Source organism: Planococcus ruber (assembly GCF_022819085.1).
GTDB classification, from domain to species: Bacteria; Bacillota; Bacilli; order Bacillales_A; family Planococcaceae; genus Planococcus; species Planococcus ruber.
This window is the reverse complement of the sequence record NZ_JALHAG010000011.1, coordinates 226,928-238,347: the sequence shown is the minus strand read 5'-3', so window position 1 is coordinate 238,347 and position 11,420 is coordinate 226,928. Positions and strand designations below refer to the sequence as shown.

At 46.7% G+C, this 11,420-nt stretch carries 12 protein-coding genes and 1 riboswitch; of the genes, 7 read left to right on the top strand and 5 right to left on the bottom strand.

What is annotated here, in order from left to right:
- From MTR82_RS13940 to MTR82_RS13930, 3 genes are all read left to right on the top strand, one after another.
- Positions 1 to 393: an acyl-CoA thioesterase gene (locus MTR82_RS13940; RefSeq protein WP_052653546.1), complete on the top strand. Its 393-nt coding sequence runs from the start codon at positions 1 to 3 to the stop codon at positions 391 to 393.
- A gap of 112 nt (positions 394 to 505) precedes the next feature.
- Positions 506 to 607: riboswitch (purine riboswitch) on the top strand.
- 152 nt (positions 608 to 759) lie between these two features.
- Positions 760 to 1,347: a xanthine phosphoribosyltransferase gene (locus MTR82_RS13935; protein WP_052653541.1), complete on the top strand. Its 588-nt coding sequence runs from the start codon at positions 760 to 762 to the stop codon at positions 1,345 to 1,347.
- The gene (locus tag MTR82_RS13930; RefSeq protein ID WP_052653538.1) at positions 1,344 to 2,678 is read left to right on the top strand and encodes a nucleobase:cation symporter-2 family protein; all 1,335 of its coding nucleotides are present in this window, start codon (positions 1,344 to 1,346) and stop codon (positions 2,676 to 2,678) included. The genes MTR82_RS13935 and MTR82_RS13930 overlap by 4 nt, the downstream gene beginning before the upstream one ends.
- Positions 2,679 to 2,719: 41 nt before the next feature.
- Here the strand turns inward: MTR82_RS13930 and MTR82_RS13925 are convergent, their stop codons facing one another.
- Entirely contained in the window at positions 2,720 to 3,715 is a 996-nt protein-coding gene (locus tag MTR82_RS13925) for an alpha/beta hydrolase (RefSeq protein ID WP_246809526.1), read from the bottom strand.
- Positions 3,716 to 3,907: 192 nt separating this feature from the next.
- Here MTR82_RS13925 and MTR82_RS13920 point away from each other — a divergent pair, with 192 nt between their 5' ends.
- Together MTR82_RS13920 and MTR82_RS13915 are read left to right on the top strand one after the other, a co-directional pair.
- Entirely contained in the window at positions 3,908 to 4,579 is a 672-nt protein-coding gene (locus MTR82_RS13920) for a hypothetical protein (RefSeq protein WP_246809525.1), read from the top strand.
- A 50-nt stretch (positions 4,580 to 4,629) separates the two neighbouring features.
- Positions 4,630 to 5,568 carry a ring-cleaving dioxygenase gene (locus MTR82_RS13915; protein WP_246809524.1) on the top strand — a complete coding sequence of 313 codons (939 nt, stop codon included), beginning with the start codon at positions 4,630 to 4,632 and terminating at the stop codon, positions 5,566 to 5,568.
- Positions 5,569 to 5,612: 44 nt separating this feature from the next.
- Here the strand turns inward: MTR82_RS13915 and MTR82_RS13910 are convergent, their stop codons facing one another.
- Complete coding sequence (locus tag MTR82_RS13910; protein WP_407674808.1) at positions 5,613 to 6,524, bottom strand: proline dehydrogenase family protein; 912 nt, start codon at positions 6,522 to 6,524, stop codon at positions 5,613 to 5,615.
- 331 nt (positions 6,525 to 6,855) lie between these two features.
- Here MTR82_RS13910 and MTR82_RS13905 point away from each other — a divergent pair, with 331 nt between their 5' ends.
- Positions 6,856 to 8,130: an acetamidase/formamidase family protein gene (locus MTR82_RS13905; protein WP_246809655.1), complete on the top strand. Its 1,275-nt coding sequence runs from the start codon at positions 6,856 to 6,858 to the stop codon at positions 8,128 to 8,130.
- Between the two features lie 412 nt (positions 8,131 to 8,542).
- On the opposite strand, the gene MTR82_RS13900 is transcribed toward MTR82_RS13905, so the two are convergent.
- Positions 8,543 to 9,103, bottom strand: coding sequence for a shikimate kinase (locus tag MTR82_RS13900; RefSeq protein ID WP_246809523.1), 561 nt, complete (start codon positions 9,101 to 9,103; stop codon positions 8,543 to 8,545).
- A gap of 113 nt (positions 9,104 to 9,216) precedes the next feature.
- Between MTR82_RS13900 and MTR82_RS13895 the strand changes: the two genes are divergently transcribed.
- Positions 9,217 to 10,260, top strand: a complete 1,044-nt coding sequence (locus MTR82_RS13895; protein WP_246809522.1) for a lactonase family protein — start codon at positions 9,217 to 9,219, stop codon at positions 10,258 to 10,260.
- Between the two features lie 204 nt (positions 10,261 to 10,464).
- Here MTR82_RS13895 and MTR82_RS13890 read toward each other — a convergent pair whose 3' ends face one another.
- Positions 10,465 to 10,794, bottom strand: coding sequence for a hypothetical protein (locus MTR82_RS13890; RefSeq protein ID WP_246809521.1), 330 nt, complete (start codon positions 10,792 to 10,794; stop codon positions 10,465 to 10,467).
- Between the two features lie 3 nt (positions 10,795 to 10,797).
- Complete coding sequence (locus MTR82_RS13885; RefSeq protein ID WP_052653517.1) at positions 10,798 to 11,379, bottom strand: SCO family protein; 582 nt, start codon at positions 11,377 to 11,379, stop codon at positions 10,798 to 10,800.
- Positions 11,380 to 11,420 lie beyond the last annotated feature (41 nt).

Genomic DNA, 11,420 nt, shown 5'->3' with positions numbered 1-11,420 from the left:
ATGTATCAAACCACATTATCGCCAAGAGTTTCAGAGACGGATGGGGTCGGCCATATCAACAATACGACCCTGCCAGTCTGGTTCGAAGCGGCCAGAAATCCGTTGTTCAGCCTGTTTACGCCTGACCATGATTTTGCCAAGTGGAAAATGGTGATCATTAAAACCACATTGGAATTTGTGAAACAGATCTATTTTGGCACAGATGTTGAAGTTCGTGTCTGGGTGAAGCGGATCGGCAACTCCAGTTTAGAGCTGTATGAAGAGCTTTACCAAAATGGGGAAGTTTGTGCAAAAAATGCGGTCACCTATGTAAACTATAATCTCGCCGAGCAGAAATCCGAGAAAATTCCGGAAGCGATCCGCGCGGAACTGGAAAAGCATTTATACGTTTAAGAAGGTTTGCTGGGCCTTAAAAGCAGTAGAAAATGCAGCAGCGACATCAATTATTCGAATTCTCTTTTATTTTCATATGGCTTGAAATGCCGTTCTAGCGTGCTATAATAAGACCATTCTTATAATATTCACTCATATAATAGCGGAAATAAGGTCCGCGAGTTTCTACCAGTTTGCCGTAAACGAACTGACTATGAGAAGCAACGAAATGTTGGGAAGTGCCTTTTGCAAGGAAGGCATGTTTCTTTTCTATTTCCTTTCGAATTTTTAGCTCGAAGGACATTGCTCCGCTCATGGTATGAATGGATGCACGTTCTGAGGGCTATTTTTTATGCCTTCCGGCGTGACGAAAGGAGTGCTGACAGCATGAAACAGTTACAGGAGAAAATTTTAACCGAAGGCAAAGTGTTATCAGAATCCGTACTCAAAGTGGATTCGTTTTTAAATCATCAAATCGACCCGGCACTGATGCAGGCCATTGGAGAAGAATTTGCTTCCCGGTTTGCAGATGAAGGGATTACGAAAATTTTGACCATCGAATCTTCAGGCATTGCGCCGGCGGTTATGGCAGGGCTAGTGTTGGGCGTTCCGGTCGTATTCGCCCGCAAGCGCAAGTCGCTGACTTTGGTGGATGACTTATATACCGCAAGTGTCCATTCGTTTACGAAAAATGAAACCAATGACATTTCAGTTTCCAAAGCATTTATCGGCAGTGAAGATGTAGTGTTGGTCATGGATGACTTCCTGGCGAACGGCCAGGCAGCACTGGGCTTAGTGGATATTGTGGAACAGGCGGATGCCGCACTTTCGGGTATTGGCATCGTTATCGAAAAAGGGTTCCAAACCGGCGGGAACCTCCTCCGCGGACGCGGAATCCGCGTAGAATCCTTAGCCATTGTCTCGTCGCTGGAGCACGGCAAAGTGGAGTTTCTTGAGGAGGAGATGGTTCGATGAAAAAGTCTTTAGGTGCAGCAGCGTTAGGATTCCAGCATTTGCTCGCCATGTACGCAGGCGCGATTTTAGTGCCTTTGATCGTAGGAGATGCCCTTGGACTTTCATCAGAACAATTGACGTACCTCGTCGCAATCGATATTCTGCTCTGCGGAGTCGCGACTATCCTGCAAATTGTCAATAACCGCTTTTTCGGCATTGGCTTGCCTGTCGTTCTTGGCTGTACGTTTACAGCAGTCGGTCCGATGATTGCCATTGGAGGCGAATACGGCATATCTGCCATTTACGGCTCCATCTTGGTTTCAGGGCTGATCGTGGTATTGATCAGCGGATTTTTCGGAAGCCTTGTCCGTTTCTTCCCCCCAGTCGTTACGGGATCGGTTGTAACGATTATCGGAATTACGTTGATTCCTGTAGCCATCAATAATATGGGCGGCGGGCAAGGAGCGAGCGATTTTGGCTCTCTTCAAAATATCGCCTTGTCATTTGGCACTTTACTGGTCATCGTGCTCATCTATAAATTCGCGACCGGCTTCTTAAAAGCCATTTCCATTTTGCTTGGGATTGCGGCAGGCACAATTGCCGCCATCTTCATGGGAATCGTTGACTTTGCTGCAATTTCAGAAGCATCGTACTTCCACATGGTGGAGCCGTTCTATTTCGGCGCTCCGACTTTTGAATGGTCTGCGATTCTGACCATGACGCTGGTTGCCATGGTTTCATTAGTTGAATCTACAGGCACGTACTTTGCTTTGAGCGACATCACGGAAAAGAAATTAACCGAAAAAGATTTGGCGAAAGGCTACCGTGCAGAAGGGTTGGCGATCATCCTCGGCGGGATTTTCAATTCATTCCCTTACACAACGTTCTCGCAAAACGTGGGGCTGATTCAAATGTCCGGCGTCAAATCCAGAAAAATCATCCTGATCACCGGCTTGATGCTGATTACGCTCGGCTTCTTGCCGAAAGTGGCAGCGGCTACGACGATCATTCCGACCGCTGTCCTGGGCGGAGCGATGATTGCCATGTTCGGCATGGTCATTTCACAAGGGATTAAAATGCTCAGCAAAGTCATTTCAGCTACTCCTGAAAATTCCATGATCATCGCTTGCTCTGTCGGCCTTGGCCTTGGTGTAACAGTTGTTCCTGAGATTTTTGCGCAATTGCCGTCCAGCCTGCAAATCCTGACAAGCAATGGAATTGTTGCGGGAAGCGTAACAGCCATTGTTCTGAATATCCTCTTCAACATGCTGCCTTCAAAGGCAAAGGCAGCTAATGCAAAAAAGGAAAATGTTTCAGTGGCTGTAGCGAAAAATGCGGCACACAACAATTAAAGAATGCAAAAAACGGGCTCTGCACAAGGCAGGCCCGTTTTTTATTGGCTATTGACGAATAAAAAATTCAAGGTTCTTTTTAAAGCTTCCTGTGCTTCTTCCGTATCCAAAGCATATTGATATTCATGCTTCAACTGCTTATTGGTGCCTTCAAAAAAGAGGCTTTCCACTGGAATATTTTGATGAAGCAGCACTTCTTTCAATTCTTCGGACTGGCTAACGAAAGGATCAGCATCTCCTACCGTCAAAAATACAGGAGGATAAGCATCCGTGATATGGTTGACGGTCGACAGTTCGTCAATACGTTCGAATGACTCGAAAACTTCCGTTCCTGTATAAGCAGCCAAAAAGTTTTCGAGATTTGGAAACTGAGTGGCGCGCACGGTATCCATATCGTACAGGCCGCAAAGCAATACGGCACCTTTCAACTGCTCGGCGCTTGCAGCGGGGAGGATGTCCATGGCTGCCGCTAGCTCAGCGTTTGAAATGACCGCCGCCACTTGGCTGGCAATTTGTGCGCCAGCGGAATCCCCGCCGACAAAAAACCGCTCCATGTCGCCGCCGTATTGCGCCGCATTAGCCATCAAAAATTCAATCGCTTCGTTTGCCTGGAAAATCGGCCCAGGGTATTTCTGTTCAGGTGCTAAAGCATAGTTGATATTGGCTACAACATAACCGTCGTCAGCCAAAGTCATGGCATAGTCTTGCCGGCTGTCTTTGGAGCCGCCGATATAGCCGCCGCCATGGATCCACAGGATAACGGGCATGGCTTCAGATTGGTTTTTAGGATAATAAATATCTAAAATGGCGTCTTTCGTGCCGCTGTACGCTAAGTTTTTCACCACTTCCACATTTTCCTGGATTTCAAGGAAGTTGGGCGGTGGAGCATAGGCAGAGAAGCTGGCTACCTGTTTAGAAGCGGATGCATCGGAAGAAGTGATGATTTGATCGCTTATAAAAATAGACAGCATGAGTCCAATTAAAAAGAACGAAATCAACCAGGTCCGTTTTTCATAAAACACTTCGTTATTCTTCAAGCTGCATCCATCTCCCTGCCAGTTTTAGTCTGTCTGCTAGTTTCTATCTTAAAGTCCTGCCGTTCTAAAAAGACAGTGAATATTGTACCAATGTGACAAATATAACAAAAAAGTTTCATTTTGAAAAAGGATTGGCTCGATTCCCAGGCGGGTATCTTAGTAGTTGAGTGATTTTGACGGGATGTGATAAACGTGTTTGGATTGGCTGACCTGTTGTCATTGGTGATTTCTGCTTTCATTATTCTGCCTGTTGTGATTTTCATTAGAGAAACAGGCTATTTGCTGGTCAGCGCCATTTTCGGTGTAAAAAATCCGAGGCTGACGATCGGTTCTGGACCTAGGGTTGTTAAAATCTGGATGTTTGATATTCGGAAATACTATCATTTATATAGCTGGTATTCGTATGATGACTTGCGCTCAAAAGGGAAAATTGCTTATACCCTCATCTATGCGGGGCCCATTTTAATCAATATCGCCGTTGCTTTAGCCATAAATGCAATGCTTGCCAATGGACTGCTCGAAGAATACCGAACTTTTTGGGATCGGTTTGTTTTCTATGCCTTTTACTATGTCTTATTTGATATCGTGCCGATGAAGACGGCGAACGGAAAGCCCAATAATGGATTGATCATTTATGAAATGCTGCGCTATGGGAGACGGACGGACTATAACGAAGAGCCGTTCATCCCGTCCACTTCGGAAGTGGAAGAGCAGTATCAGGAAGAGATGGAGCATATTGAAGAACTGAAAGAACAGCAAAAAGAGCAAATAGAAAAAGAAAAAGAAGAGGAAAAACAACAAGTGCAAAAGAAGAAAGAGCACAAAAAAGAGGAAGTGGCCAAGCAAAAAGAGAATGGCGGATAAAGCGAAAATGGTACGATAGGATGGAGAAAAGAGTTGGAAGGAATGATCGCATGGCGAAACGGACGGCAGGAATCCATCACATTACGGCAATTGTCGGAAATCCGCAGGAAAACGTGGATTTTTATGCCAGTGTTTTAGGATTAAGATTAGTGAAGAAAACGATCAACTTTGATGACCCGGGAACGTACCATTTGTATTTTGGCAATGAAGGCGGAGATCCTGGAACCATTATGACGTTCTTTCCATGGGAGAACGCCTATAAAGGAAGAATCGGCGATGGCCAAGTGGGTGTCACTTCCTACGCTGTGCCCGAGGGAGCGCTTGGCTTTTGGGAAGAACGCCTCTCCCATTATGGAGTAGCGTATGAAAAGGCAAGCCGGTTTGGAGAAAGTTCGCTGCGCTTCGACGATCCGCACGGTCTTCATGTAGAGATCGTAGAAAGAGGCGAAAGGGATTTGGATAGCTGGAGTTTCGGAGGAATCGATTCGAAAGTGGCGATCAAAGGTTTTGCAGGCGCGACACTTTTCACTTCGCGAGCAGAAAAGACAGCTGAATTGCTTGAGCAGGTTCTTGGATTTGAAAAAGTGGGAACAGAAGGCGACTTTATTCGTTTCCAATCACCAGCAGAAATCGGCAATATTGTGGATGTAAAAACAACTTCCTCTGGAACCGGCCAAATGGGCGTCGGCACGGTTCACCACATTGCCTGGCGCGCAGAAGACGATGCTGACCAATTGGATTGGAAGAAGAAAATCGAAGCCTATGGGCTTGGGGTAACGCCTGTTCAGGACCGGAGCTATTTTAACGCGATTTACTTCCGGGAATACGGAGATTTGCTGTTTGAAATTGCGACAGATCCGCCTGGTTTCGCCATTGACGAATCGCCGGCAAACCTCGGTGAGTCATTGATGCTGCCAAAACGGTATGAGCAGTACCGAAGTGGATTAATGAATGATTTGATTCCGATTAAAGTTCGCGAGCTGGAATAATAGACAATAAGAAAAGCGCTTTGGAAAAATCCAAAGCGCTTTTCTTATTTAGAAATCAAGCTTTTCAAAGCTAAATTGATGTTCTGCGGCCGCTCAGCCAACCGGCGCATATAATAACCGTACCAGTCTTGGCCGAAAGGGACATAGGTCGTGAAAGCATAGCCTTCCTGCGCCAATTCTTTCTGCATTTCGGACCGGAAGCCGTAAAGCATCTGGAATTCAAAGCGGCTGCGTGGAATGTTGTTGTCTTTAGCGAATTTCTTCACTTCATGGATGACGACATGGTCGTGCGTCGCGATGGAAGTAAAAACATCTTGCTGCAGCCGTATCTTGATTAATTTTAGATAGTTATGGTCGATGTCCTGTTTGCTCTGGTAAGATACTTCGGAAATCTCTTTGTAGGCCCCTTTGACAAGGCGGAGCCGCACGTTTTGGAGGGCTTCCAAATCTTTTTCGGAACGGTATAAATAAGATTGGATCACGGTCCCGACGTTGTCGTAGTCTTTCAGCAGCTCGTGGACAATATCGAGCGTCGGCTGGAGATGATTGTAGTCCTCCATATCGATATTGACGAAGATGGCATAGTCCGCGGCAGCGGCTACAATTTCTTTCATGTTTTCCAAACAGAACTTGTGATCGACATCCAAGCCCACTTGGGTCAACTTGACTGACATATGGGCAGCGACGCCGTGTTTTTGGATTGCTTCTATTGTTTCAAGGATTTGCATTTTGGCTTCGAGCGCTTCCTCGCGGTTGAAAACAAACTCTCCGAGATTATCAATGGTGGCACCGATGCCTTCCGCATTCAACTCTTTAACGGATTTCATCATGCTGTCGATATCTGTTCCGGCTACCACTTTGCCGGCTCCTAATTTGAGTCCCCATTTTTTAGCTCCGCTATTCAAAACTTGGTTTTTGGACAAGGCAATAAAAAAATCTCTCGTTAAACTCACTATTTTTCCTCCTATGCATATGAAAACGTTTTCAAGGGCGGCGGATAAAAAATCCTCCAAACTTGTATGAAAGACCGTAGGCTCATGGATTATTTTTTAGTTGATGGGCGAGATGCTTCAACCCCTTTTTCATTATAATCGATAGCTTGGATTCTACCTAACTTAAGCTAGCTGATAAAAAGAAAATGAAGGTGGAAAAGGGAAAGAGTGAATCGGGAGAAACAACGGGAGCAGTGTGATTGTCAGCTTTTGGAGATTGCCGTATACTCAAAGTGACAGAATAGTCAAACGAATAGGGGGAGTTAAATTGAGCGGAAAAGCATCGGAAACGGTAATGGTCAATCAATACATCAATGGCGTGTTGGATCCGAACTTGGAAATGTTAGGGCCTGTAAAAAGCGGCGGGCATGTCATCGCACATACAGCGCCTGGCTGCTGGGGTCCGATGATTACACCTTGCATCCGAGGCGGCCATGAAGTAACAAAGCCGGTTTTTGTCGAAGGGGCCGAACCTGGCGATGCCATCGTCATCAAAATCAAATCCATTGAAGTGACATCGCTTGCTACATCTTCTGGAAATGACCGTCCTGTCGAAGGGCGGTTTTTGGGAGATCCGTTCATTGCAGTGAAATGTCCGGGATGTGGAACTTTATATCCGGATACGGTCATCAAAGGGACAGGCAGTGAAGCAATCCGGTGCGCCAATTGTGATGCAGACGTCACGCCATTTGTTTTCACAAATGGCTATACGATGTTCTTTAGCGAAAAAGGCGATGTCGGGATCACGCTAAATCAGGAAGCTGCCGAAATGATTGCTCAAGATGGCCGGGCATATATGAAGACGCCCGATGCTTCTGTGCAAAATCCGATTGTCACGTTTGCACCCCATGATTTGGTCGGGACCATTGCACGGATGCGGCCATTTTTAGGGCAGCTTGGGACCACACCGTCCCGGCCAATTCCGGATTCCCATAATGCCGGCGATTTTGGGTCGTTTTTAATCGATGCACCTCACGAGTACGTCAGCACGCAAGAAGAGCTCGATACGCATCGGACAGACGGCCACATGGACATTAGCCGCGTCAGAGCGGGTTCGGTATTGATTTGTCCCGTGAAAGTGCCAGGGGGCGGAGTTTATTTGGGAGATATGCATGCCATGCAAGGAGACGGCGAGATTGCGGGGCATACGTCTGATGTGGCAGGAATTGTCCATTTAGAAGTCCACCTATTGAAAGGTTTGAATAATGAAGGGCCGATTCTTTTGCCGAATGTGGAAGATCTTCCATACACAGCCAAGCCATTTACCGCAGAAGAAAGGCTGTCCGCTCAACGGATTGCCGAGAAGTGGAATGTTCCGCAGCTGGAAGAATCTTTGCCGATTTCATTTATTGGCACGGGCCCGACGTTGAACGCAGCGACAGATAATGCATTGGAGCGGGCAGCTGCGATGTTTAATGTGGAGGTGCCGGAAATCATGAACCGTGCGACCATAACCGGTTCGATTGAAATTGGCCGCCATCCGGGCGTCGTAACTGTAACTTTCCTCGCACCGGAATCCTATTTAAAAGAAGCGAATTTATATGATTTAATAAAAGCGCAGTATCGGTAACATCAAAAGATAGAATTTGTTAAAAAACCCGATATTCCGCAAAACAGCTGCGAAGCTAAGGACCGTGGTTTGCGAGGCCATTCGCTTTGCGCAGGAGCAAGTGTTTTAAAACGAGGCTTTTAAAGAAACATCGTCTCTGCAGTTTTGCTCCACGTCGTTAAAGAGTGCTCCAGCACCGGCGCGGTTCCGGACTGGACGGAGCAATAAGACGAGTGGTTTTCTCGGCTTATTGTGGGAGTCAAGGAGCGCTTTAGCGCCTCCTTTGCGACGAGCTTTGCGCAGGAGCATAATCTTTGCACTTGTCCATAGCGCCGCAGTGCGGATTCCAGAAGTAGATGCTCTCATTCAACTAGTTTCCCGACAGCCTGACAGGAATGGCACCTTTAGCTGCCATTCCTTTTTTAATTCGCAGTCAGCCGGGCTGCGGCGCGTGAATTTCCCAAGACAACTTCAATGCATCTGCCAAATAATCCGCAGCTTCTTCGGCTTCGAAACGGTCCACTTGAAATTTCGAATGATTCATCGAATAGATCTCCTGCCTTTCGACAAAAAGCTTCTGGATGTCTTCGATGGATCGCCCTTGAAGGAGTGGCCGGTTGTCTGAAAGAATATGGATGCGCTCTTTCCAGGAATCCCAACTGATGTCTAGAAACAACACGATGCAATCCGCTAAACAGATTTCGCGGATTTCTTGCTGCAAAAATGCGCCGCCGCCAACCGAAATCACATAAAGGGGCTGTTGGCTGTAAAATTGGATCAGTTCTTTTTCTTTTTCGCGGAAGGCTTTTTCGCCAAACTTCTCGAAAATAAGGGGGATGGGCATGCCGAATTCTTTCTCGATTTCGGCATCAATATCGACAAAGCCCCGATACAATTTTTTTGCGAGCAATTTTCCGACAGTCGTTTTTCCGACACCCATAAAACCGATGCAGACAATGCTTTTTTCGCGGATGGATAATCCGAACCTTCTCATTGGCGACCACTCTTTTCTTTATATAGTAGTAATAGCAATTTGTTCACAAAGCCTACTTTACACCACGCACCTAGAAAACTCACGGAAATTTAAAAATAACGGGGAGGAAGAAAATGAACCGCACCTATTTAGTGACAGGATCCTATTCAAGTTCTGAAGAACCAGGCATCAAGCTTTGGGAATTTAACCAACAATCTGGACGATTTACCGAAATTGGAGGAATTCTCGGCACAGACCGTCCTTCTTTTTTAGCGATCCATCCAAACGGCAAAAACTTTGCAGCCACAAGTGAAATTGGTAATGGCGAAATCATAGTGTATGAATTGACAGAGGAGCCGCTTGGGTTAAAAGAAATCAACCGGCAATCGGCCAATGGAGACCATCCTGCCCACTTGTGCATCGACCGTACCGGCAAATGGCTCCTTGCGGCTAATTATTCAGGAGGAAATGTCAATGTCTATCCGATAGAGGAAGACGGATCAATCGGCGAACGGACGGATTCCGTCAAACATGAAGGCAGCGGCCCGAACGCGGAACGGCAGGATGCTCCCCACCCGCATTCTGTTTTTCAACTTCCGCAAAGCGGCCGGTTTATCGTTTCGGATTTAGGGACAGACACGCTTTATCTTTACAGCTTGGATCAAGGAACGGGCAAGCTGGAACTTGAACAATCGATTCAAGCGCCTCCGGGTTCAGGTCCCCGCCATTTGGCGTTCCATCCTTCACGGGGAGAGGTTTATTCATTGGAAGAAATCACTTCCTCCTTAACGGTTTACGCCTGGAATGAAGCAGGAAGCATGGAACCGGTTCAGCAGGTGTCATTGCTGCCGGCCGGATTTGAAGGCAAGAATACCAGTGCAGAGGTTCGGGTTTCTGCAGATGGCCGCTATTTGTATGCATCCAATAGAGGAGATGACAGTCTGGCCGTATTCGCTATTGGAGAAGGCGGCAGATTGGAATTGAACGGATTTTCCCCGAGTGGCGGAGAAGGGCCAAGGCATTTCGAGCTGATTTCCGGCGAGTGGATGATCACGGCCAATGAACGTTCCCACAATTTAGCTGTATTGAAAATTGATGAGGATGGAATGCCTGAGCTTACGGACGAAATAGTGGAGACAAAAGCGCCCGTGTGCGTGAAAATTATAAGGGAACGATAAAAAACAAGCGGCCGAGCAAAAATGCTCGGCCGCTTGTTTTATTTGCCTTTCGAACCTGAACGGCTGTTTCCGCTTTTCATTGTCCAGACTTCAGCGCCTAGCCGCTCGAGGTCGCTTCAGTCTTATCTATAATGGCAAAAAGCGCCATTTCCGACAAGACTTCCAGCGCTTGTCGCGGCTTGCAAGGCGCTTCCGCTTTTCTTATCACCAATCCCTCGAGTCTTTTTCTTTAATGCCAAGCTCCTTCAGCAGGCTGATGAAACGGCTGTCGTTGTTTCCTTTAAAGGATTCCTCGGTACAAGTGGAATGGGGCGGATATTGAAGTTCTTCCGCCTTTTCCAATGTCGAATCTTCCAGGAAGTTTGTAGCGTCCGCCTCATCGAAGCAGGACGGCGCAATATAGGTATGGTGCGTATGCTCGAGAATGACCCGTGTGCTTGGCGATGGCGAATTCTCGCGCGGCAAAAAGAAAAATGCAAGCAAGGCAGCTGCGGCTATCAGGCCGACCAGCATACCGATTCTTTTTTTATTCATCTTTTATTCCTCCGCAAGCAAAATTTCTGCATCGGCTATTATTTCCTCAACGGGGGGATTGACGCCATTATAGTCTTTCATGATGACGCCGTTTTTATCCACCAGGAAAAAGGATGTACCGTGCAACACTTGGTCGTCGTTTTCCGGTTTGCGGGCAATCGTTTTGAAATTATCCATGGCAAACGCATCGATTTTCTCCGGTGAATAGCCGGTGAGCAGATTCCATGAAGCAAAATCTGCTCCGTAGTTTTCCGCATAGGATTTCAAAATCTCAGGGGTGTCGACAGTCGGATCGACGCTGAAAGAAACGATCTGGACATCGAGCCCTTGCTCTTTAAACTGGTTTTGCAAGTCCACCATATTCGCTGTCATTGGCAGGCAGACGGTGGTGCAATTCGTAAAAATGAAATCGGCCAGCCAAACTTTGCCTTTTAAATCGGCCAGTCCCATTTCCTTGTTGTCTTGATTGGTGAAATTAAAATCTTCTATTTCCCATTCCAATGGATCTTCAATGCCTTTGCCGCAGCCGGCAAGCACTAAAATGAAAAGCAATAGGAGTAAAGTCAATAATCGATTTCGCAACATCTCTCGCCCTTCCTATCGTAAGCTGTCTTCCCTAAGCGTAG

Excerpts from the sequence above, each read along its gene's own strand:
- MTR82_RS13940 (WP_052653546.1), top strand. The coding sequence starts at position 1 with ATGTATCAAACCACATTATCGCCAAGAGTTTCAGAGACGGATGGGGTC.
- MTR82_RS13935 (WP_052653541.1), top strand. The coding sequence starts at position 760 with ATGAAACAGTTACAGGAGAAAATTTTAACCGAAGGCAAAGTGTTATCA.
- MTR82_RS13930 (WP_052653538.1), top strand. The coding sequence starts at position 1,344 with ATGAAAAAGTCTTTAGGTGCAGCAGCGTTAGGATTCCAGCATTTGCTC.
- MTR82_RS13915 (WP_246809524.1), top strand. The coding sequence starts at position 4,630 with ATGGCGAAACGGACGGCAGGAATCCATCACATTACGGCAATTGTCGGA.
- MTR82_RS13905 (WP_246809655.1), top strand. The coding sequence starts at position 6,856 with ATGGTCAATCAATACATCAATGGCGTGTTGGATCCGAACTTGGAAATG.
- MTR82_RS13900 (WP_246809523.1), bottom strand. The coding sequence starts at position 9,103 with ATGAGAAGGTTCGGATTATCCATCCGCGAAAAAAGCATTGTCTGCATC.
- MTR82_RS13895 (WP_246809522.1), top strand. The coding sequence starts at position 9,217 with ATGAACCGCACCTATTTAGTGACAGGATCCTATTCAAGTTCTGAAGAA.
- MTR82_RS13890 (WP_246809521.1), bottom strand. The coding sequence starts at position 10,794 with ATGAATAAAAAAAGAATCGGTATGCTGGTCGGCCTGATAGCCGCAGCT.
- MTR82_RS13885 (WP_052653517.1), bottom strand. The coding sequence starts at position 11,379 with ATGTTGCGAAATCGATTATTGACTTTACTCCTATTGCTTTTCATTTTA.